This window comes from Streptomyces sp. NBC_00358 (genome assembly GCF_036099295.1).
Taxonomy (GTDB): Bacteria; Actinomycetota; Actinomycetes; order Streptomycetales; family Streptomycetaceae; genus Streptomyces.
Genome location: NZ_CP107976.1, coordinates 1,696,263 through 1,717,029 on the forward strand (window position 1 = coordinate 1,696,263; position 20,767 = coordinate 1,717,029).

A 20,767-nucleotide genomic window follows, 5' to 3' on the forward strand; every position below is an offset into this window, starting at 1 on the left:
CTACCGGTGGTCGCGCACCCGTTTCCCGTGGGCCGGTTCGAGCGGTGCGCCGCCGGTGGTGGCGCGCGTCCGGGACACGGGGCCGTCGACGCGCACCAGATTGCGCACCGCGGGGACCGAGAGCAGGGCCGTGGAGACGACGAGGGTCATGACACCGGCCACGAGCAGGACGTTGTCGGCGCCGAGGGCCGCGGAGGCGGGTCCCGCGAGCGCCTGACCCACCGGCATCATCGCCAGGGAGCCCGCGACGTCGTAGGCGTGAATGCGGTTGAGGACGTCGGGCGCGACCTGTGTCTGCACGCTGGTCGCCCACATCACACCCCAGAGCGACATACCGGCTCCGGCTATCACCGCTCCCGCCGACATGGCGGCCACGCCGAGCCCCGCCCCGACGGACGCGGGGAAGCAGGCGAAGGCGAAGAGGGCGAAAGAACCGGCGCGCAGCATGCGGCGCGGCCGCAGCCGCAGGGCCACCAGCCCGCCGATGACCGTACCGGCGCCGAGGGCGGAGTTGATCAGGCCGTAGGCGCGCGCGCCGTGCCGCTGCACCACCTCGGTCGCCACCAGGGGGACGGTCGGGCCCCAGACCGAGATCATGTAGACGCACCAGATCAGGATGACGGCCCACAGCCAGGTACGGGATCTGAACTCCCGCCATCCTTCGGCGAGATCGGCCGTGAAGCTGCCGCCGTGCGCCCGGCCGCCGGTGACGGCCGGGGGAAGGCGGAGCAGCAGCAGGCACAGGGCACTCAGCGCGAAGGTGCCGGCGTGGGCGACGAAGACCCCTCCGGCGGAGGCGAACGCGACCAGCAGACCCGCGAGGGCGGGACCGGCGAGCTGGGCAGCCGACTCGGCGATCCGGATGGCGCCGTTGGCCCCCTGGATGTCGGTGGCGAGGCGCGGCACGGTGCTGGCGACGCCGGGCTGGAAGACCGCGCCCGCCACGCCGTTGACCGCGCCGATCACGCAGATCTGCCAGAGGATCACGTGGTCGGTGAAGAAGAGGGTTGCTGCGGTCGACTGGGTCACCAGGCGCGCGAGGTCGGCGCCGATCATCAGTCTGCGGGTGCTGAACCGGTCGGCGATCACCCCGCCGAAGACCACCAGTCCGGCGAACGGGGCGGCCGACGCTGCCATGGCGAGGCCGACGGCGCCCACCCCGTAGCCGTACCGCAGCAGTCCGGCGGCGAGGGCCACCGGCAGCATGGTGTCGCCCAGCCGGGCGAAGGCACGCGCGACGAAGAACAGGGCGAAGTCCCGTGACCAGACCGGCCGGGGCGGCCGGTCGGCGACGGACTCTCCCCGCACCGAACCGCCGGACGGCTCCCCGTACGACGGTTCTCCGTTCGGCGGTGCTGCGTACGGCGGTTCTCCATACGACGGTTCCCCGTACGGCGGTGCTGCGCAAGGCGATGCCGCGTACCTCGGTTCTCCGTACGACGGTTCTCCGTGCGACGGCTCTGCGTACAGCGATTCCTCGCCCGATGACGTACCGGTCATCCCGATCGCCCCCTCCCCCTGGAGCCGCCCCCGCGGCTCCCCCACGAAGCCGTCCGTCCCGCTCCTCGGCCCATGGCCTGCGGATCACGTCCGCTTCGGATCATGCCACGGGGCGGCGACGGCGAACGGGCCGTTTCAGTCGGCGGACGGGAGCCCCAACTCGGGGTGGGCGTCGATCAGTCGGGGCGTGGCCGCCTGCCGCCAGGAGTCGGCGAGGATGGCCCGGAGCTCGTCGTCGTCCTCCAAGGCGGCGAGCCGGGCCCGGACCCAGGCGAAACCGGCCTCGTGGTCGGCGATCCAGAACTTCCCCGGCTCGGCCAGGACCAGTTCGTCGCGCTCCTCCTTCGGGCAGCGCACGGCGATGGAGGTCTCCGCCTCGGGCAGCGTGGCGAACATCTTTCCCGCGACCCGGAAGGTGGGCATGCTCCAGGCGATCTTCTCCGTCGTGTCCGGCAAGGAGAGGGCGATACGGCGTACGTCTTCGGCATCCGGCATGAGACGCACGGTAGCCAATGGCACTGACATCGACGCGGTGAAGCCCGACGTCAGCGCCGGATCGGGCGGGCCGCCCGGAGATCCGGCCGGCCTGCCGCCCGTCGATCCGGCGGTGCCGCCACGCGATGCCACCGGGCCGGTCCCGTGCCCCGCCCCGCCGAGACCTGTCACCGGTCGCCGGCGGGCGCTCCCAGCCGCTTGTAGAAGATCGTCGTCGGATGCAGGTCGCCGGACGGTGTGGTCGCGTAGTCGGGTATCTCCCCCAGCCGGGTCCAGCCCGCGGCGAGGTAGAGGGACTCGGCGGGGCTGTCCGCCTCGGTGTCCAGATGGAGGAGCGTGACTCCCGCGGCTGCCGCCGCGCTCTCCGCGGTCGTGAGCAGCGTACGGCCGAGGCCCTGTCCGCGGCCGTCCCGGTGAACCATGAGTTTGACGAGTTCGGCGCGGTGGCGGCTGTTGGGCTTGTCTGGGAAGTCGAGCCCGACGGTGCCGAGCAGCCGGTCGTCGCCGTGGGCCACCCAGACCGCGAGGCGCCCGGCCGAGACCGCGTCCGCGCGCTCCCGCCACCAGGCGACGGCCGCCGGGCGGCCGAGCGGTACGAGGAATCCGATCGAGGCACCGCCGTCCACCGTGTCGATGAGCAGGTCCGCCAACTCATCGGCCACAGCGTGGAGTTCGGCCGCGGTGAGGCGCGCGACGGTGATCACGGCAGCACCACCGCCAGCGCGTACCGGACATCCCCGGGGCCGGGGCAGCCGAAGCGCGTCGGGCCCCACACCCGCCACCGGAGGCAGTCGCCGGCGTCGAGGCGGTGCCGGACGTCCTGCGCGGTCACGTCGAGTGTTCCGTCGAGGACCCAGACATGCTGCTCCAGGCCCGGCACGGGGGGCCTGTCGTAGGCGAGGTCCGCGCCCGCCGTGAGCCGCCCCTCGACCAGTTCACCGCGCAGTCCCGGGTGCGGCGGAGAGACCGACCGCCGGACGAACCCCGAGGCCGTGTCCGTCCAGACCTTCTGCTCGGCGGCGCGGACCAGCAGCGCGGGCTCCCCCTCCACCTCGCTGAGCAGGAGCGACATGGTCCGCCCGTACACATGGCAGAGGCGGTTCAGCAGGGAGGCCGTGGGACTGATCTCGGCGCGCTCGACACGGGAGAGGGTCGACCGGCTGATTCCGCTGCGCTCCGCCAACTCCCCCAGGGTCCAGCCCCGTTCGGCCCTCAACTCGGCCAGTCGCGCCGCGAGCCTGGCGTCGACGTCGACGATGTCATCCCTTCCCATATCAGGGACGCTATCCCAAATACGGGAACGAGACGAGAGTGCCCCTCGGCTCAGTCGACCGTCGCCGCCTGCGCCAGGGCCTCCAGGACCGGCCGGATCAGCGGATGGCCCTCCGCTCCCCGGCGTACGGCGGCGAAGACGCGGCGGGTGGGCGCGGTGCCGTCGACCGGGCGGACGACCACACCCGTCAGCTCCATGCCGCGCAGCGCCGAGCGGGGCACCAGGGCGACGCCCGCGTCGGCGGAGGCGAGGGCGACGACGGCCCGGAAGTCGTCCGAGGAGTGTTCGAGGCGCGGCTGGAATCCGGCGTTCTCGCAGGCCAGGACGACCACGTCATGACAGGGGTTGCCCGGGTACGGGCCGATCCACGGGTCCTTCGCCAGTTCGGCGAGTGGCACCTCCTCGGCGTCGGCCAGGCGGTGGGTGACGGGGACGACCGCGTCGAAGGGCTCGGCGTAGAGCGGGACGTGGGTCAGCCGCGGGTCGTCGGCGTCCGGGGCACCCCGGTATTCGACGGCCACCGCGATGTCGACCTGCCGGTCGAGCACCATCGGCAGGCTCGCGTCGCCCTCGGCGTCCTGGACGCGGACGAGGATGCCGGGCGCCGTGACGGCGAGGCGGGCCAGCGCGGGGGCCACCACCAGGCCGATGCCGGTCGCGAAGGAGGCCACCGTGACCGTACCGGCGGAGCCCGAACTGTAAGCGGCCAACTCGGCCTCCGCGCGCTCCAGTTGGGCAAGGACGGCATGGGTGTGGCCGAGCAGGATCTCGCCCGCGGGCGTCAGCCGCACCCCCTTGGCGCCGCGCTCGACGAGCCGGTGGCCCGTCTCCTGCTCCAGGGCGGTGAGCTGCTGCGAGACCGCCGAGGGCGTGAGATACAGCGCGGCGGCCGCCGCCGTCACCGTGCGGTGGTCGGCCACCGCACGAAGGATGTGGAGCCGCCGCGCTTCGATCATGCGACCGATTCTCTCAGGTCACGCGCCTTTTCCGGCCATCGAGCCGGTGTGCGCCCCCGGCGCGAGGGCGCACCCGCCGTCAGGCGTCCAGCTCCGCGCGCGCCGCCACGAAGGCGTCCACGGCCCGGTTCACGTCCTCGGTGGAGTGCCCCGCGGACAGTTGTACGCGGATACGGGCCTTGTCCTGCGGGACGACCGGGTACGAGAAGCCGATCACGTACACGCCGCGCTCCAGGAGCAGCTCCGCCATGCGGCCGGCGACGGACGCGTCACCGATCATGACCGGGGCGATCGCGTGGTCGCCGGGGAGGATGTCGAAGCCCTCCGCGGTCATCCGGGAGCGGAACAGCGCGGTGTTCTCCGCGAGCCGGACGCGCAGGTCGTCGGCCGACTCCAGCAGGTCGAGGACCTTCAGGGAGGCCGCGGCGATCACCGGCGCGAGCGTGTTCGAGAAGAGGTACGGGCGGGACCGCTGGCGCAGCAGCGCGACGATCTCGGCGCGGGCCGCGACATAGCCGCCGGAGGCGCCGCCGAGGGCCTTGCCGAGCGTGCCGGTGATGATGTCGACGCGGTCCATGACCCCGTGCAGTTCGGGGGTTCCCCGGCCGCCGGGGCCGACGAAGCCCACGGCGTGCGAGTCGTCGACCATGACCATCGCGTCGTAGCGGTCGGCGAGGTCGCAGATCTCCTGGAGCGGGGCGACGTAGCCGTCCATCGAGAAGACACCGTCGGTGACGATCAGACGGCGGCGCGCGCCGGAGGCCTCCTTGAGCTGCGCCTCCAGGTCGGCCATGTCGCGGTTGGCGTACCGGAAGCGGCGGGCCTTGGACAGCCGGATGCCGTCGATGATCGAGGCGTGGTTGAGGGCGTCGGAGATGACCGCGTCCTCGGCGCCGAGGAGGGTCTCGAAGACGCCGCCGTTGGCGTCGAAGCAGGAGGAGTAGAGGATCGTGTCCTCCTGGCCGAGGAACGCGGACAGCCGCGCCTCCAGCTCCTTGTGCACCTCCTGCGTACCGCAGATGAAGCGCACGGAGGCCATGCCGTAGCCCCAGCGGTCGAGCGCTTCGTGGGCGGCGGCGACGACCTCGGGGTGGTCGGCCAGACCGAGGTAGTTGTTCGCGCAGAAGTTGAGGACCTCACCGGGGCGGCCGCCCGAGGTGACGCTCACGGTCGCGGACTGCGGGGTGCCGATGACCCGCTCGGGCTTGTGCAGCCCGGCGGCGCGGATCTCGTCGAGGGTGGTGCGGAGGTCGTCGCGCACGGAGTCGAACATCATCAGTTCCTTTGAGTCCTCAGAGGGTCCAGTCGAGAATGACCTTGCCGCCACGGCCGCCGGCCGCGTCGTCGAACGCTTCCTCGTAGTCCCGGAAGCCGTAGCGGCCGGTGATCACGGGCGAGAGGTCGAGGCCGCTCTCCAGGAGGACGGACATCGCGTACCAGGTCTCGAACATCTCGCGGCCGTAGATGCCCTTGATCGTGATCATGGAGGTGACGATCCGGGACCAGTCGACCGGGAACTCCGCGGACGGCAGGCCCAGCATCGCGATCCGCCCCCCGTGCGTCATGTTGGCGATCATGTCGCGCATCGCCTCGGGGCGGCCGGACATCTCCAGGCCGATGTCGAAGCCCTCGCGCAGGCCGAGCGTGCGCTGGCCGTCGGCGATCGTCGAGCCCCCGACGTTGAGGGCGAGGCTGACGCCGATCTTGCGGGCCAGCTCCAGGCGCTCCTCGCTGACGTCGGTGATGACGACGTTGCGGGCGCCCGCGTGGCGGGCCACCGCGGCGGCCATCAGGCCGATCGGTCCCGCGCCGGTGATCAGGACGTCCTCGCCGACCAGCGGGAAGGACAGCGCGGTGTGCACGGCGTTGCCGAACGGGTCGAAGATCGCGGCGACATCGAGGTCGACCGGGACGCGGTGCACCCACACGTTCTGGGCGGGCAGCACGACGTACTCGGCGAACGCGCCGTCGCGGCCGACGCCGAGGCCGACGGTGGCACGGCAGAGGTGGCGCCGCCCGGCGAGGCAGTTGCGGCACTTGCCGCAGACCAGGTGGCCCTCGCCGCTGACCCGGTCGCCGACGTTGATGTCGGCGACGTCGCGGCCGGTCTCGACGACCTCGCCGACGAACTCGTGGCCCAGCACGAGGGGCGTGGTGATGGCCTGCTGCGCCCAGCCGTCCCAGTTGCGGATGTGCAGGTCGGTGCCGCAGATCCCGGTCCTGAGGACCTTGATCAGTACGTCACCGGGGCCGGCCTGGGGCTCCGGGACGTCCGTGAGCCAGAGTCCGGGCTCCGCCTTCTCCTTGACCAGCGCCTTCACTCGACGGCTCCTGTGCGTGAGGTCCCGGGAAAAGGCACGCCGAAGGAGGCCCGCACCGGGGAGAGGGGTGAATTCACCCAGAAATCTGCCGTACGACGGTGCCCCCGGTCCATCGAGGATTTCTTAAGCGCTGCCCCAGCTTTGCTTCACGCCCCAGTTCTCCCTAGCCCTGCTTGGGGTCGGATGTCGCGGGGCCGGAGTGGCCCAAGAGGGGGAATGCGGTTCCGGAGGCGACTACTTGGCGTCCTCCCCCTCGCGTCGGATCCCGTGGACGCCCGTCAGATCCCGTGGACCCCTTCCCGCCGTTCGAGCCGCTCGACCAGCTCGGCCGCCATCGACTTGATCGTCCGCAGGCCCGCCTGTCCCCAGGGGCGCGGCTCCACGTCCACGACGCAGATGGTGCCGAGGGCGATGCCGGTGCGGTCGATCAACGGGGCGCCGAGGTAGGAGCGGACACCGAACTCGTCGACGACCGGATTCCCGGCGAAGCGCGGGTAGTCGCAGACGTCCTCCAGGACGAGCGCCTTGCGGCGCACCACCACATGAGGGCAGAAGCCGTGATCCCGGGCCATGTAGCGGCCCAGTTCGAGCTCTCCGCCCTCCCGGGCCGCGGCGAGGCCCGCGCCCTTGGCACCGCCGTCCGGAGTGTGCAGGCCCGCGAAGAACTGCTGCTCCTCGTCGATGAAGTTGACCATCGAATAGGGAGCCGCGGCGACCTCCGCGAGGCGGTCAGCGAAGGCGTCGAAGGCGGGCTCGGAGCGCTCCCCGAGCCCCAGTCCGCGCAGTCGCCGCACCCGGGCCGGAGCGTCCTTGTCCTCCGGTGTGAGCAGCAGCCGACCGGCCGGCCGTGGCGGGTCGTAACTCATGTACGGGCTCCGTGACTCGGGAAGGGGGCCGGTGCGTGGGCGAGGAGGTGGCGGACCAGGCTGAGCAGGGTCTGCACTCCCGAGCTGGAGATCCGGGCGTCGCAGCACACGACGGGGATGGCGGGGTCGAGGTCGATGGCGGCGCGCACCTCGGCGGGGTCGTAGCGGTACGAGCCGTCGAACTCGTTGACCGCGACGATGAACGCGAGTCCGCGCTGCTCGAAGAAGTCGACGGCCGCGAAGCAGTCCTCCAGGCGGCGCGTGTCGGCGAGGATCACCGCGCCGAGCGCGCCCTCCGAGAGTTCGTCCCACATGAACCAGAACCGCTCCTGCCCGGGTGTGCCGAACAGATAGAGCACATGTTCCGGATCCAGGGTTATGCGGCCGAAGTCCATCGCGACCGTTGTCTCGACCTTGTTCTCGATGCCGTCGAGGCGGTCGGTCGAGGCGCTGACCGTGGTGAGCAGTTCCTCCGTACTGAGCGGCGCGATCTCGCTCACCGCGCCGACGAACGTTGTCTTTCCGACCCCGAACCCGCCCGCCACCAAGATCTTCAGCGCGGTGGGGAAGGGGTCAGAGCTGCCGTCGTAATCCATCGAGCACTGCCTCCAGAAGAGACCGGTCAGTGGGGTTGTGGTGGAACTCCGGGGGCTTCGTGGTGAGCGCCCCGCAGTCGACGAGGTCCGACAGCAGCACCTTGGTGACCGCTGCCGGCAGCTTCAGATGGGCGGCGACCTCCGCGACCGAGACCGGTGCCCGGCAGCGTTCCAGTGCCTGGCTGTGCTCGGGGCCGAGGTAGCCGAGGGGCATGGCTCCGGTGGCCATGACCTGGGAGAGGAGGTCGAGCGCGGTCGTCGGCCTGGTCCGGCCGTTGCTGACGGTGTACGGGCGCACCAGGCGTCCCGCCGCGTCGTCGAGCCAGGGCCCGTCGCCGGCCGCGGCCACGCTCAAGACCTCATCGCCGGGGGTTCGGCGGCGGGCTGCCGGGGCGCGGTGACCAGATAGGGCCGGACGCTCTTGACCAGCATCGCCATCTCGTAGCCGAGCACGGCCGCGTCGGCCTCGCGGCCGGCGAGCACGGCGAGACAGGTTCCGGAGCCGGCCGTGGAGACGAACAGCAGGGTCGAGTCGAGTTCGACCACGACCTGGCGCACCTCGCCGCCGTCCCCGAACCGCGCGCCCGCGCTGCGCCCGAGGGAGTAGAGGCCCGAGGCCAGCGCCGCCATGTGGTCGGCGCTGTCCGGGTCGAGGCCGTGGACCGACTTCACGAGCCCGTCGCAGGAGAGCAGCACCGCGCTGGTGGTGTGGGGTACGCGCTGGACGAGGCCGCTCATCAGCCAGTCGAGGTCGGATACGTGGCCGGTCGGCGCATCGCTCGCCATGGGGGATCGACTCCTTGAGGTACGAAGGTCTTCGGGAGCGGTGGGGTGGACGTGGGGGTGGAGGCGGTCGTCTGGGGGTGGCCGTCAGGCCGGGGTGTTCCCGTCGTGCCGGGTGGTGCGGTCGTGTCCGGAGGCGGTGTCCCGGGCCCCGTGCGGCGCCTGCGCGTGCGCCGTGCGCGGCTCGCCCGGCCGGGTGGCCGGTCCGTCGTCCTGCGGAGGTACGTCCACGGGGTCGCCGCCACGGGCGGGGGTGCCGGTGGACAGCTCCCCGCGGGTGTGGACCGCGGGCTCCCTGTACAGCGCTTCCAGGCGTGGCCGGTCCGGGAACGAGGCCGGGGCGGCCGGCACGTCCGCCCCGGCCGTTCCCTGGGGCGCCCCCGGGTCGGCCCGGCCGTCCGACTCGCTGGAGGAGGCCTCCGCGAGCCCGATCCCGCGCTGGAAGGCGGCCATGAGACCCGGGTCGTGGCCGACGAGATGCCCGGTGTCGGGACGGGCCACGGGTCCTTCGCGCAGTTGCGGGACGATGTGCTCCTGGGCGCGCCGCTTGGGCAGGTGGGGCTTGCCCATCGTGCCGCGCACGACGCCGGCGCGCGGTGCCGGCGGCATGACCGCGTTCTCGGCGGCGGCGAGCCGGTCCTCGGCGCGGATGCCGGGTACCGCCTCGGCCGGATTGGGCCGCGGTGCGCCGGCCCCGCGCACCGGGAGGGGTGCGGGACCGCCTCGCCCCGCGACCGGCGCGACCCGCCGGGGTGTCTGCTGCTCGCCCCGGGCCGGCTCCCGCGGTGTCTGCCGGGGCACGGGCGCCACCGGGCGGCCCCCGGGAACGACCGGCACCGGGGCCGACCGCGTGGGCCCGGGGCCGAGGGACAGCTGCGGCACCCCGCTCGTCCCGGGCTCCACCGCCCGCGTCGCGCCGCCGTCTTCGAGGGCACCGGGCCGGGAGCCCAACAGCCCCTGCGGGACCACGAGTACGGCCTGGACGCCGCCGTAGATGTTGCTCTGGAGCCGTACCTGGATGCCGTGCCGACGGGCGAGCTGGGAGACCACGAACAGGCCGATGCGCCCGTCCTGGAGCAGGCCGGCGACATTGACCTGGTCCGGGTCGGCGAGCAGGGCGTTCATCTTCTCCTGCTCGGCCGTCTGCATACCGAGGCCGCGGTCCTCCACCTCGATGGCGAGTCCCGAGGTGACGAGGTTGACCCGCAGCAGCACCTGGGTGTGCGGGGCGGAGAACACCGTGGCGTTCTCGACGAGTTCGGCGAGCAGGTGGATGACATCGGCGACCGCGTGCCCGCGCAGGGTGCCGTCGATCGGGGGAACGAGCTTGACGCGCGAGTACTGCTCGACCTCCGCGATCGCGGAACGCACCACCTCGGTCATGGAGACCGGGTTGCTCCACTGCCGGCGCGAGACGGCGCCGCCGAGCACGGCGAGGTTCTCGGCGTGGCGCCGGATGCGGGTGGCGAGGTGGTCGACGTGGAAGAGCCCCTTGAGGAGGTCGGGGTCCTCGATCTCGTTCTCCAGCTCGTCGAGGATGGAGATCTCGCGGTGCACGAGGGACTGAAGACGGCGGGCCAGATTGACGAAGACCTCGACCTTCTGCTCGCTGCCCGCGTGGCTGGAGAGCTGCGAGGCCTGCACGACGGCCACGACGGCGCCGTCGTGGGCGCGCGAGATGTCCGCGGCGAGCAGCTCGAAGTCGTCGGCGTCCGCGGGAGGGCGGCGGCGCGTCCTGCGGGCGGGCGGCTCCTCGCCGCGCCGCAGCCCCTCGACGACGGCGCGCAGATCGGTCTCGGCGCGGGCGCTGGTGCGGCGCAGGGCTCCTATGCGTTCCCGTACGGAGGTGGCGGCGCGATCGGCGGCCACGGCTGCGATCAGGATGCCGGCCAGGGCCACGCCCACCGCTCCGGCGAGGACGGCCCACAGGACCGGGCCGGGCCGGGCGCCGGTGGAGCGGACGGTGAACAGGACGGCGGCGCACGCGCTGAGTGCCACGGCCGTCGGCGGCAGGACCGCGAGGCGCAGCAGCTGCGGCCGCAGGTGCGTCTCGGGCGGCGGAGGGGTGGCACGGGCGACCGGTCGTCCGTGCCGCCCGCCCTCACGGCGGTCTGCGCGTGCGGCCGGTGCGCGAAGGTGAGACATCGGCGTCCTCGTACTGGATGCGTCGGGGGCAGGGAGCCCCCGCGGGTCTGCGCGACTCGGGCGTGTGCCATCGCGGTGCCGGTCGAGAGAGCCGAAAAAATCGGCCCTGCGTCGCCCGACGGCAACTGACAGTAGTCGCCAACGCATCATGTGCGGTGGGCTGTTGACAAACTCCCCCAGGTAGCGTCCCGCTCTGGTATGAGGCGTCGTACGGCTGACCGATAACCCGTTCGGACGCACGTTCGTACCGGACTCCAGCCCTGATCAGAGCTGGTCAGAAGCGGTCACAAGAAAACGGCGAGGACCGAGGAGCGTTTCGCTCCTCGGCCCTCGCCGTAGATCGGACGATCAGCCCGCGGACACCGTTTCCGGCTCCCCGGTGCCCTCCGGGGACCCGTCGGCGACGTCACCGGGCGTGTCGGCGGTGGTCTCCTCGACGACCGGCCAGCCGTCCTTCGGCGTACGGGCCACTCCACGCCACCACGGCTCGGAGGGGACCGTCTCGGACGCGGGCTCGAAGGGCTCACCGGGACGCGGCAGCGCCACCCGGGCACCGACCGCGCGGGCGGCGGCCAGCGTGCCCTCGCCCGGGTCGGACCAGGCGTGGGTGGAGAGATTGAACGTCCCCCAGTGGATCGGCAGCATCACTCCGGAGGGCCGCCCGCCCTGGAGGTCGAGGTGGGACCGCATCCCCTCCTGGGGAGTCATGTGGATGTCGGGCCAGAAGTCGCTGTACGCGCCGATCTGGATCATCGTGGCGTCGAAGGGACCGTGGGCCGCGCCGATGTCCTTGAAGCCCTGGAAGTAGCCGGTGTCGCCGCTGTGGTAGATCCGGTGCGTGTCGCCCTCGGCGACCCAGGAGGCCCAGAGGGTGTGCTGGGTGTTGCGCAGGCCGCGGCCGCAGAAGTGGCGCGCCGGTGTCGCCGTCAGCGTGATCCCGCCGACTTTGGTCGACTCCTGCCAGTCCAGCTCGCGGATCCGGTCCACCGAGACGCCCCAGTGCTCCAGATGCGCTCCGACGCCCAGCGGCACCGCGAACACCGTGTCCGTGCCGGCCAGCGCCTTGATCGTCGGCATGTCGAGGTGGTCGTAGTGGTCGTGCGAGATCACCACGACGTCGACCGGGCCGAGCGCGGCCAGCGGAAGGGGCACGGGGTGGAGTCGCTTGGGACCGGCGAAGGCGAACGGTGAGCAGCGCTCACCCCAGACCGGGTCGAACAGCACCCGGTGGCCGTCGATCTCGGCGAGGACGCTGGAGTGCCCCATCCAGGTGAGCCGCAGCCCGGTCGCGGCGGGCCTGGCCAGGTCCGCGAGCGTCGTCGCGTGCACCGGCACCGTCCCGGTCGGGGAGCGGTGGGCACGCTCCTCGCTGCGGAAGTAGACCTTCGCGAACTCGACCATCGAGCCGTCGGGGCGCGTACGGGCGTTCTCCGGGTTCTGGAAGACACCGTCCGCGAAGTTCGGCGAATTGCGGATGCGCCGCATGCGCGCACCAGCCGGATCCGCGCCGAAGGCGGCGGGCCGCAGCGCGCGGAGCCCGGAGCTCAGGGTACGGAAACCGGTCACGGATACCTCCAGATGGAGTCGGTCAGGCTTTCATTATGGTCGTCGCCTCTGACAGCGCCGGGTCGCCCCGGTCACAGAGCGATGTCCGTGACCCCGGGTCTGTCATTGCTCAACCCCACCGCGCCCGCGCTTCTTCCGGCTCAGGGAGACGTTCTGAAGCGCCACAGCGCCCACGGGTGCCCCGCACGTGCCCACACCGACGGCCCGTCCGCGCGCGGCCCCGTCCGGGTACGGCCCGGTTCCACCGACCGCACCCGGGCCGCTCCGCGCAGCCGTACCCGGGCCCCCGGCGTCCCCTCCGGCGATCGGCGCAGCGCGTCGACATGACCCGAAGGCCGTTTCGATACTGACTCATGATTCAGTAGACCGGTACCGTCCCAGTGGCCCGCGGGCCGCGCCCGCCCGTCCATCCCTGGAGACACCGTGTCCGACCCGTCCGCAGAACCGGTCCCGCCCGTGACCGGCGGGACGATCACCGGCGGCGAAGCCCTCGTCCGCGCCCTGCGCGGTCATTCCGTGACACAGGTCTTCGGGATCCCCGGAACCCACAACCTGGAGATCTACCGCCACCTGCCCGCGTACGGCGTCCGGCACGTCCTGACACGCCACGAACAGGGCGCCGGATACGCCGCCGACGGCTACGCGCGCGTGACCCGGCGCCCCGGTGTCGTGCTCACGACGACCGGACCGGCCCTGCTGAACGCGGCGGCCGCCGTCGGCCAGGCGTACTCGGACAGCGTGCCGCTGCTCGTCGTCTCACCGGGAATGCCGCTGCGCCACCCGCGGCTCGCGACCGGTCTGCTGCACGAGACGCGCAGCCAGACGGAGGCCCTGCGGGGCGTGGCCGCGTTCAGTCATCGCGTGTCCTCGGTCGCGGAGATCGACGCGGCGGTGGCGCGCGCCTTCACCCTGTTCCGCACCGGCCGGCCGCGGCCCGCGCACATCGAGATACCCCTCGACCTGCTGGAGGCCGCCGAGGAGACCCGTCCGGTCCGGGTGACCCCGCCCACCGCTCCCCTCGCCCCCGCCCCGGCGGCGGTGGAGCGGGCCGCCGAGGCCCTGCGCGGTGCGCGCCGTCCGGCGCTCGTCCTCGGCGGCGGGGCGCGCGGAGCGGCCGTCCCGGGGCTCGCCCTCGCCGAGGCGCTGGGCGCCCCCGTCCTCACCACGGCCAACGGCAAGGGAATCGTCCCCGAGACGCACCCGCTGTCCCTCGGCGTGTCCCTGCACAGCCCCTCGGTCCAGAAGTGGCTCACGGAACGGGACACCGTCCTCGCCGTCGGCACGGAACTCGCCGAGTCCGACCTGTGGGCGGCGCCGCCCGCCCTGAACGGCACGCTGATCCGTGTGGACCTGGACCCGGACCAGATGTACTCGGGCCTCCCCGTGGACATCGCCGTCGTCGGCGACGCGGAGCTCTCCCTGACGGCGCTGCTCGCCGCCGTGGAGGGGCACGGCGCAACCCGCCCGCACGCGCGCGTGCCGGACGAGGACCCCGTCCGGCGGGCCGGAGCCCTGGTGGCCGCGCGGAACGCCGAGACCGCCGGGCGCGACGCCCGCTGGATCCCGTACCTGCGGGCCGTGCGTTCCGTCCTCGCCGAGGACGCCGTGATCACCTCGGACAGCGCCCAGTGCTGCTACTACGGAGCACTCCCCCACCTCCCGCTCGGCCCCGGGGGCCGCTATCTTCACCCGACCGGCTTCGGCACGCTCGGCTACGCGCTGCCCGCGGCGATCGGCGCCAAGGCGGCGTGCCCCGACCGTCAGGTGGTGGCGCTCAGCGGGGACGGCGGCCTCCAGTTCACGGTGCAGGAACTGGCGACCGCGGCACAGCTGAACCTCCCGCTGCCCGTCGTGGTCTTCGACAACGGCGGCTACGGGGAGATCCGCGACGAGATGGCCGCCCGGGGCGACACGCCCACGGCCGTCGACCTCGCGCCGGTCGACCTGCCCGCCCTGGCCCGCGCCTACGGAGGACAGGGCACGCGCGCGTACAGCCCGGACGAGCTGGCCGCCGCGCTCAGCGAGGCACTGCGCACCCCCGGCCCCACCCTGATCGCCATCCCCGAGGAGACCCGATGACCGCCCCCCTGATGACGCTCACCTGGACGGACCATGTCACCGGCCGTCCGGGATTCCTCGTCGTCGACCGGCTCGTGCGCGGTGTCTCCAGCGGCGGTCTGCGGATGCGGCCGGGCTGCACCCTGGAGGAGGTGGCCGGGCTCGCCCGGGGCATGACCATGAAGGAAGCTCTGCACTACAACCCCGAGGGCCGGTACATCCCGCTGGGCGGCGCCAAGGGCGGTATCGACTGCGACCCCCAGGACCCGGCGGCGTACGGGCTGCTGGTGCGCTATCTGCGCGCGATGCGCCCGTACATCGAGGCGTTCTGGACCACCGGCGAGGATCTCGGGCTCAGCCAGGACCTGGTCGACCGGGCCGCCGAGGAGGCCGGGCTCGTCTCGTCCATCCAGGCCGTGTACCCGCTGCTCGACGACGAGACGGCGGCCCGCGGACGGCTCGCGGACGCCTTCGCGGTCGAGGTGGACGGTATCGGGCTCGACGAACTCGTCGGCGGCTGCGGCGTCGCCGAGTCCGTGCTCGCCGCCCTGGACCGGGCCGGGGTGGAGTACGCGGGAACCCGCGTCGCCGTGCAGGGGCTCGGCACCATGGGCGGGGCCACCGCGCGGTTCCTCGCGCGCGCGAGGCTCACGATCGTCGCCGTCGCCGACATCAAGGGAACCATCGCGAACCCGGACGGCCTCGACGTCGAGGCGCTGCTCGCGGCACGGGACACGTACGGGACGGTCGACCGCGCGGTACTGCGCGACGCCGACCGTGAACTCCCCGGTGACGCCTGGCTGTCCGCCGACGTGGAGGTGCTGGTGCCCGCCGCGGTCTCGTACGCGATCGACACGGCGAACCAGCAAGGGATCAGGGCCCGTTGGATCGTCGAGGCGGCCAACATGCCCGTCCTGGCGGACGCGGAGCTGCTGCTCGCCGCGCGCGGGGTCACCGTGCTGCCGGACGTGGTGGTCAACTCCTGCACGAACGCCTGGTGGTGGTGGACCCTGTTCGGCGACATCGGCGCGGACGCGGACGAGGCGTTCGCCCACACGCGGCGCTCCATGCGCGCCCTGATCGACCGGACGCTCGCGCGCGCGGAGGCCGACGGTACGACGCCGCGGGCCGCCGCCCACGCCATCGTCACGGACCGGCTGCCGGTCATCGCGGAGCGGTTCGGGTGGTACCGGTGACGGCCCGGGGCCGGTGACGCCACCCCGCCGCGGGCTCGTCGGGGCCCCGGCGGGACCGCCGCCCGGTCACGCTGTCGATCCGCGCCGAGGACGCCGTTCCCCGGCGGGAACCGCGGAGCGGCCCGGGCCCGGGCCGACCCGGCGCGGGGCGCCGGACGCAGGCGTCAACTCCTGCCGGACCGCTCCCGGAAGGGCTGTGTAGGGTTGCCGCGTGGCGAGAGTGCGGTTGAGCGTGGCGGAGCGGCGCGAGGAGTTGCTGCGGGCCGCCGTCGAACAGATCGAGGCGCGGGGCGTGGCGGCGGTACGGATCGCCGACGTGGCCTCCTCCCTCGGCGTGAGCAACGCGCTGGTGCTGTACCACTTCTCGACGAAGGAGAAGCTCGTCGCCGCCGCGTTCACCTACGCGGCCGAGGACGACCTCGCCCATCTGCGCAAGCTGCTCGGCCGCCGTACGACGGCGCTGCGACGTCTTCGGGCCGCCGTGCGCTGGTACGCCCCGACGGGACAGGCCAAGGGCTGGCGCCTGTGGATCGAGGGCTGGGCGGCCGCCCTGCGGGAGCCCGCGCTGCGCGAGGTCACCCGTGATCTCGACCGCCAGTGGAAGGCCGCGATGACCGAGGTGATCGCGGAGGGAGTGGCCGCGGGCGAGTTCCGCTGCCCCGACCCGGCGAGTTCGGCCCTCCGGCTGACGGCGCTGCTGGACGGGCTGGCCGTCCAGATGACCGCTTACTCGGGAGCCGTGTCACGGGCGCGGACCCAGGAGTGGGTGGACGAGGCCCTCGCCCGTGAACTGGGCCTTGAACGCGAGGCGTTGATGGCGGCGGTCCGCTAGGGCGTGTTTCGAAAGTCCCGTCTGGCTCGCGACGCCTGGCACGGCACTCCCCCAAGCTCTTCGAGCAGGGGGGACCCCCACGCCGCGCTGTCGGGATCGCCCGAGTACGCCCAGTACGCGGACGACCCTCCGCCTTGCGATGCACCGCACCAGACGCCGCGAGCCCCGCCCTCCGGGCGGACGACGCTACTTTCGAAACACGCCCTAGTACGCGCCCGCCCCTGCGTGATCGCCGGCCGGGCGTGCCCACGCGACCCGCGGCGGTTCGCGGCCGGCCCCGCGCCGTCGGCCCCGCCCCGGCCGGCGTCGGGGCGGACCGGGGCGGGTGCGGCTGTGACGCCGTGCCGACGTGCCCACCGGAGCGGAGTGGTCCGGTGACGGCGCGACCGGGGTGGTCCTGCCTCAGGCCACCGACTCGATGCGCATCTTGATGTCGTCCGGTGACAGGGCACCCTTGGCCGCCACGTGATCGCCCGAGGACTCCCCGCGCAGCCGCCGTCCGATCCACGGGACCAGGTACTCGCGCGCCCACTGGATGTTGTCGCGGCGCATTTCGAGCGTGCCGCGCGGCGGGAGGGGCGGCCAGGGCTGGTCCGGGTCGGCGGGTACCTCCAGGCCGAGTACCTGTCCGGCCCGGAGCGCCACCCGGGTGTGCCCCTCGGGTGAGAGGTGCAGTCGGTCGCCGTCCCAGGCGCGCCGGTCCTGGATCGTCTTCAGGGACCAGAGGTCGAGGACGGGACAGCCGTAGCGGTCCGCGATGGCCCGCACATGTCCGTTGTAGGTGGCGATCTTGCCGCGCAGATGCTTGAGCACGGGGACGCCTCGGGTGTCGAAGCCGGTGGTCACCATGACGGTGCCGACGGCCGAGGTGAGGTCTGCGACCGCGCGCTCGAAGCGCTCCGCGACCTCGTCGGGGTCGGTGCCGGGGCGGATGATGTCGTTGCCGCCCGCGCAGAACGAGACCAGTTCCGGGCCGAGCTCCTTGGCCTTCAGGAGCTGGGTCTCGACGATCTGGTCGAGAAGTTTGCCGCGCACGGCGAGATTGGTGTAGTTGAAGTCGCCCTCGGGTCGCCGGTCCGCGAGAAGTACCGCGAACCGGTCGGCCCAGCCGACGAAAGCCCCGTCGGGCCCAGGGTCGCCGACGCCCTCGGTGAAGCTGTCCCCCACCGCCACGTACGACCCGATCACTGATCTGTTGTCACTCTTCGAATCGTCTGCCACATCGACCCATGATTCACCTTCGGATGTGAGCTACGCGACCGTAGGGAAGGGTTGACGGGCGGTGAGATAAACCACTCGCCAAGCATTGGTCAACTCTGGAATAAGGCCCGGATCAAGGACGTTGAAGCAGCGATCACTCGATGGCCGGGACATCGCGGAGAATCGCTCGGCACGGTCGCACATGCCGCCGGACGACAGCTACTTTCGCCGTACACGCGCCTCGTGACGGAAAACCGCCGAAGGCCGGACCCCGGGAATCATGGGGTCCGGCCTTCGGCGGCGGTCCTGCTGTCAGGTCAGGAACGGGGCAAGCTCATGGAACTCGGGGTGACGCGTCAGCCGACGGCGACACCGTGCGACCGCAGGTAGGCGACCGGGTCGACGTCCGAGCCGTAGTCCGGCGTGGTGCGGATCTCGAAGTGCAGGTGCGGTCCGGTGACGTTGCCGGTCGCGCCGGAGAGGCCTATCTGCTGGCCCGCCGTCACGGTCTGGCCCGCCGAGACGGACAGCGAGGACATGTGGGCGTACTGGGAGTACTTGCCGTCGGCGTGCTGGATGACGACCTGGTTGCCGTAGGCGCCGCCCCAGCCGGCGGAGACGACGGTGCCCGCGGCGATGGACTTGATCGTGGTGCCGGTGGGGACCACGAAGTCCACGCCCGTGTGGTAGCCGCTGGACCACATGCTGCCCGCCACCTTGTAGCCGGTGCCGACGCTGCCGCCCTGGACCGGCAGGGTGTAGCCGGAACCGCTTTCGGCGGAGGCCGAGTTGGAGGGAGCCGTGTCGGCGGCCGGGGTCGCCTGGGTGGTCTTCGCCGCCGGGGCCGACGTGCGGGTGGCCGAGTGGGCGGCGCCGGCGAAGGCGGCCTTCTTGCCGAGCGACAGCTTCAGACCCGGGTGGATCAGCGACGGGTCGCCGCCGATGGCGGAGCGGTTGTCGGAGTAGATCTTCTTCCAGCCGCCGCTGACGTTGTGCTCGTCGGCGATCTTGGAGAGATAGTCACCGGCCCGCACCGCGTACGTCCTCGTCGTGACGGTCTTCTCGGCGGCGGGAGCCGCGGCCGCGGCCTTCTCGACATGCTGCGCGACGGCGGTGGCCGGGGTCGCGGCGTGGGCGCCCGTGGCTCCCATCAGAGGCAGCGCGAGCGCTGCGCCACCGGTTCCGGCCACGGCGATGGAGCGGGTGAAACGCAAGGACTTGGGACGGCGGTGCTTACCCTTCGCGGGCATGACGATTTCCTCTCCGGCGCCTGCGGGGTGAGCTGTCGGGTGCGGGCTGGAGATGCCCGGCCGCGCTGCTGCGCGGCTGTACCCCTAGCCTGTTCCGGAGTCCGGACAGGCACGGAACCTGTGGGTCCCCCGCTCCTGCCGTGTACGGGTGAGTTTGCGGATTCCGGGCGGCGGCAGGATTGGGCGTCCGTCCGGATTGAGGCAGAACGTAAGCGACATGAGAGCGCGTCGACAACTGTGCGCGGATTCCGTGCGCTCGCCTTTCTTGATCCATGGTGGAATTGCCGTCACCCTCCGTGGAATGACGATCTTCCGGGCCTCTCAACCTCCCCGGAATTGCGGGCCGGTTGAGAAATGGAGGCGGCAACTCATCGTCACGAATATGACGCTCCTCACGCGACTCGACCCAGGATGCGCTATTCCAGGGCCAGTTGTAATGAAGGCGCCATTTCGGGCAGAACAGTCAGATGCGATGCGGGCGGACATCCATCACATCCAGCACCCCACGTGAGCCGACACGCAAAACGGCGTGCATCAATGCCTCATATCGGCCGAATTCATTCCGCCAGGTCCGCACGGTCGCCCACAAGGCCGACCCTTCGGTGAATTCGAACATATGCACCTATTGGGCAACATCAACGCGGGCTCCGCGTCCGGGAGGCGTCGCCTGTGGACAACTCATTGCCTCAGGAACCCATGTCGTATCGTCGAGGGCGCGAGCCGCACACAACTGCCGACCAGCGACGCCGAGTCCAGCCCTGCGACGCCGGCGGCCGAATGAGGGGAGCCCCCGTGACCCAGCAGGTCCCGTCGACCGAGCCCGAGCTCGGCGGAGTGCGCAACTTCCGCGACGTGGGTGGCCTGCCCACCGCGGACGGCCGACGAGTGCGCTACGGGCACCTGTTCCGCAGCGGCCACCTCGCCCACGCCACGGAGGAGGACGCCGCGTTCCTCGCCTCCCTGGGGCTCCACACGATCTTCGACTTCCGCAATGCGGCCGACCAGAAGCTGGAGGGCCCGGACGTCGAATTGCCGGGCGTGCGGAACGTGAATCTTCCGCTGACCGACCCGGCGGACGGCAGTGAGTTCTGGAAGATGGTCCGCGACGGCGATCTCGACCAGTTGCGCGCGATCCTCGGCGACGGCAAGGCCGCGGCCCGGATGATCGGCTCCTACCGCACGATCATCAAGGAGCGCACGGCCGAGCACTCCCAGGTGCTGCGCGCGCTGGCCGAGGACAGCGTGCCCGCGCTGATGCACTGCGCCGCCGGCAAGGACCGCGCCGGACTGTCCATCGCGATCACCCTGCTCGCCCTCGGCGTCGAGCGCGACGCGATCGTGGCCGACTACCTGGAGTCGAACGCCACGCACCGCCGCTACAAGGTGCACCGCAACAACACCTCGGCCACCGCCTACTCCCCCGAGGTCATGGAGCTGCTCAGCCCCCTGTTCGACGCGCGCGCCGAGTACCTGACGGCGGCGTTCGAGACGGTCGAGGAGACCTGGGGCAGCGTCGACGTCTATCTGGAGCGGGGCCTGGGCATGACGCCGGAGCTGCGGGAGCGCCTGCGCGAGCGACTCCTGGACTGAACCGCACCCGGGACGCGGGCCGCTACTGGTTCTGCGCGCCCAGCGTGAAGAGCAGGTAGACGAAGGCCGCGAAGAGGTGGCCCACGGCGACGTAGATGATCAGCCGTACCCACAGGGCGCGCGGGAACTTCTCCTCCATG

At 72.1% G+C, this 20,767-nt stretch carries 20 protein-coding genes and 1 riboswitch; of the genes, 4 read left to right on the forward strand and 16 right to left on the reverse strand.

Annotated elements, in window-relative coordinates:
• From OHT01_RS06980 to OHT01_RS07040, 13 genes are all read right to left on the reverse strand, one after another.
• The gene (locus tag OHT01_RS06980) at nt 1–1,308 is read right to left on the reverse strand and encodes an MFS transporter (RefSeq protein ID WP_328552248.1); all 1,308 of its coding nucleotides are present in this window, start codon (nt 1,306–1,308) and stop codon (nt 1–3) included.
• A gap of 327 nt (nt 1,309–1,635) precedes the next feature.
• Complete coding sequence (locus OHT01_RS06985) at nt 1,636–1,995, reverse strand: MmcQ/YjbR family DNA-binding protein (protein WP_328552249.1); 360 nt, start codon at nt 1,993–1,995, stop codon at nt 1,636–1,638.
• 167 nt (nt 1,996–2,162) lie between these two features.
• Nucleotides 2,163–2,696, reverse strand: a complete 534-nt coding sequence (locus OHT01_RS06990) for a GNAT family N-acetyltransferase (protein WP_328558041.1) — start codon at nt 2,694–2,696, stop codon at nt 2,163–2,165.
• Nucleotides 2,696–3,268, reverse strand: coding sequence for a helix-turn-helix domain-containing protein (locus tag OHT01_RS06995; protein ID WP_328552250.1), 573 nt, complete (start codon nt 3,266–3,268; stop codon nt 2,696–2,698). The genes OHT01_RS06990 and OHT01_RS06995 overlap by 1 nt, the downstream gene beginning before the upstream one ends.
• Before the next feature lie 50 nt (nt 3,269–3,318).
• Nucleotides 3,319–4,224 (reverse strand): LysR family transcriptional regulator, encoded by a 906-nt coding sequence (locus OHT01_RS07000; protein WP_328552251.1) that lies wholly within the window; start codon nt 4,222–4,224, stop codon nt 3,319–3,321.
• Nucleotides 4,225–4,303: 79 nt separating this feature from the next.
• Nucleotides 4,304–5,497: a glycine C-acetyltransferase gene (locus OHT01_RS07005; RefSeq protein WP_328558042.1), complete on the reverse strand. Its 1,194-nt coding sequence runs from the start codon at nt 5,495–5,497 to the stop codon at nt 4,304–4,306.
• A gap of 19 nt (nt 5,498–5,516) precedes the next feature.
• Nucleotides 5,517–6,545 carry an L-threonine 3-dehydrogenase gene (gene tdh, locus OHT01_RS07010; protein ID WP_328552252.1) on the reverse strand — a complete coding sequence of 343 codons (1,029 nt, stop codon included), beginning with the start codon at nt 6,543–6,545 and terminating at the stop codon, nt 5,517–5,519.
• A gap of 278 nt (nt 6,546–6,823) precedes the next feature.
• Nucleotides 6,824–7,411 (reverse strand): GAF domain-containing protein, encoded by a 588-nt coding sequence (locus OHT01_RS07015; RefSeq protein WP_328552253.1) that lies wholly within the window; start codon nt 7,409–7,411, stop codon nt 6,824–6,826.
• On the reverse strand, nt 7,408–8,007 hold the full coding sequence (locus tag OHT01_RS07020) for a GTP-binding protein (RefSeq protein WP_328552254.1): 600 nt from the start codon (nt 8,005–8,007) through the stop codon (nt 7,408–7,410). Before OHT01_RS07020 ends, OHT01_RS07015 begins: the two co-directional genes overlap by 4 nt.
• Nucleotides 7,985–8,356, reverse strand: a complete 372-nt coding sequence (locus tag OHT01_RS07025) for a DUF742 domain-containing protein (protein WP_328552255.1) — start codon at nt 8,354–8,356, stop codon at nt 7,985–7,987. The genes OHT01_RS07020 and OHT01_RS07025 overlap by 23 nt, the downstream gene beginning before the upstream one ends.
• A gap of 2 nt (nt 8,357–8,358) precedes the next feature.
• Entirely contained in the window at nt 8,359–8,793 is a 435-nt protein-coding gene (locus OHT01_RS07030; protein WP_328552256.1) for a roadblock/LC7 domain-containing protein, read from the reverse strand.
• A gap of 84 nt (nt 8,794–8,877) precedes the next feature.
• Entirely contained in the window at nt 8,878–10,935 is a 2,058-nt protein-coding gene (locus OHT01_RS07035) for an ATP-binding protein (RefSeq protein WP_328552257.1), read from the reverse strand.
• A gap of 348 nt (nt 10,936–11,283) precedes the next feature.
• Entirely contained in the window at nt 11,284–12,501 is a 1,218-nt protein-coding gene (locus OHT01_RS07040; protein ID WP_328552258.1) for an MBL fold metallo-hydrolase, read from the reverse strand.
• Nucleotides 12,502–12,924: 423 nt separating this feature from the next.
• Here OHT01_RS07040 and OHT01_RS07045 point away from each other — a divergent pair, with 423 nt between their 5' ends.
• From OHT01_RS07045 to OHT01_RS07055, 3 genes are all read left to right on the forward strand, one after another.
• Nucleotides 12,925–14,580, forward strand: a complete 1,656-nt coding sequence (locus OHT01_RS07045) for a thiamine pyrophosphate-binding protein (RefSeq protein ID WP_328552259.1) — start codon at nt 12,925–12,927, stop codon at nt 14,578–14,580.
• Nucleotides 14,577–15,755 (forward strand): Glu/Leu/Phe/Val dehydrogenase dimerization domain-containing protein, encoded by a 1,179-nt coding sequence (locus OHT01_RS07050; RefSeq protein ID WP_328552260.1) that lies wholly within the window; start codon nt 14,577–14,579, stop codon nt 15,753–15,755. Before OHT01_RS07045 ends, OHT01_RS07050 begins: the two co-directional genes overlap by 4 nt.
• Before the next feature lie 211 nt (nt 15,756–15,966).
• The gene (locus OHT01_RS07055) at nt 15,967–16,587 is read left to right on the forward strand and encodes a TetR/AcrR family transcriptional regulator (RefSeq protein ID WP_328552261.1); all 621 of its coding nucleotides are present in this window, start codon (nt 15,967–15,969) and stop codon (nt 16,585–16,587) included.
• A 402-nt stretch (nt 16,588–16,989) separates the two neighbouring features.
• Here the strand turns inward: OHT01_RS07055 and OHT01_RS07060 are convergent, their stop codons facing one another.
• Nucleotides 16,990–17,775, reverse strand: coding sequence for an SGNH/GDSL hydrolase family protein (locus OHT01_RS07060; protein ID WP_328552262.1), 786 nt, complete (start codon nt 17,773–17,775; stop codon nt 16,990–16,992).
• A gap of 368 nt (nt 17,776–18,143) precedes the next feature.
• A complete protein-coding gene (locus tag OHT01_RS07065; RefSeq protein WP_328552263.1) occupies nt 18,144–19,037 on the reverse strand; it encodes a M23 family metallopeptidase in 894 nt (297 codons plus the stop codon).
• A gap of 2 nt (nt 19,038–19,039) precedes the next feature.
• A riboswitch (cyclic di-AMP (ydaO/yuaA leader) is annotated at nt 19,040–19,198 on the reverse strand.
• 631 nt (nt 19,199–19,829) lie between these two features.
• Between OHT01_RS07065 and OHT01_RS07070 the strand changes: the two genes are divergently transcribed.
• Entirely contained in the window at nt 19,830–20,627 is a 798-nt protein-coding gene (locus OHT01_RS07070; RefSeq protein ID WP_328552264.1) for a tyrosine-protein phosphatase, read from the forward strand.
• Nucleotides 20,628–20,649: 22 nt separating this feature from the next.
• On the opposite strand, the gene OHT01_RS07075 is transcribed toward OHT01_RS07070, so the two are convergent.
• Complete coding sequence (locus tag OHT01_RS07075; protein WP_081221928.1) at nt 20,650–20,766, reverse strand: DUF6126 family protein; 117 nt, start codon at nt 20,764–20,766, stop codon at nt 20,650–20,652.
• Nucleotide 20,767 lies beyond the last annotated feature (1 nt).

What these genes read in the sequence shown, in the direction of transcription:
- OHT01_RS07050 (WP_328552260.1), top strand. Translation starts at nt 14,577, where the DNA reads ATGACCGCCCCCCTGATGACGCTCACCTGGACGGACCATGTCACCGGC.
- OHT01_RS06995 (WP_328552250.1), bottom strand. Translation starts at nt 3,268, where the DNA reads ATGGGAAGGGATGACATCGTCGACGTCGACGCCAGGCTCGCGGCGCGA.
- OHT01_RS07000 (WP_328552251.1), bottom strand. Translation starts at nt 4,224, where the DNA reads ATGATCGAAGCGCGGCGGCTCCACATCCTTCGTGCGGTGGCCGACCAC.
- OHT01_RS07035 (WP_328552257.1), bottom strand. Translation starts at nt 10,935, where the DNA reads ATGTCTCACCTTCGCGCACCGGCCGCACGCGCAGACCGCCGTGAGGGC.
- OHT01_RS07005 (WP_328558042.1), bottom strand. Translation starts at nt 5,497, where the DNA reads ATGTTCGACTCCGTGCGCGACGACCTCCGCACCACCCTCGACGAGATC.
- OHT01_RS06985 (WP_328552249.1), bottom strand. Translation starts at nt 1,995, where the DNA reads ATGCCGGATGCCGAAGACGTACGCCGTATCGCCCTCTCCTTGCCGGAC.
- OHT01_RS07020 (WP_328552254.1), bottom strand. Translation starts at nt 8,007, where the DNA reads ATGGATTACGACGGCAGCTCTGACCCCTTCCCCACCGCGCTGAAGATC.
- OHT01_RS07075 (WP_081221928.1), bottom strand. Translation starts at nt 20,766, where the DNA reads ATGGAGGAGAAGTTCCCGCGCGCCCTGTGGGTACGGCTGATCATCTAC.
- OHT01_RS07015 (WP_328552253.1), bottom strand. Translation starts at nt 7,411, where the DNA reads ATGAGTTACGACCCGCCACGGCCGGCCGGTCGGCTGCTGCTCACACCG.
- OHT01_RS07030 (WP_328552256.1), bottom strand. Translation starts at nt 8,793, where the DNA reads ATGGCGAGCGATGCGCCGACCGGCCACGTATCCGACCTCGACTGGCTG.
- OHT01_RS07065 (WP_328552263.1), bottom strand. Translation starts at nt 19,037, where the DNA reads ATGCCCGCGAAGGGTAAGCACCGCCGTCCCAAGTCCTTGCGTTTCACC.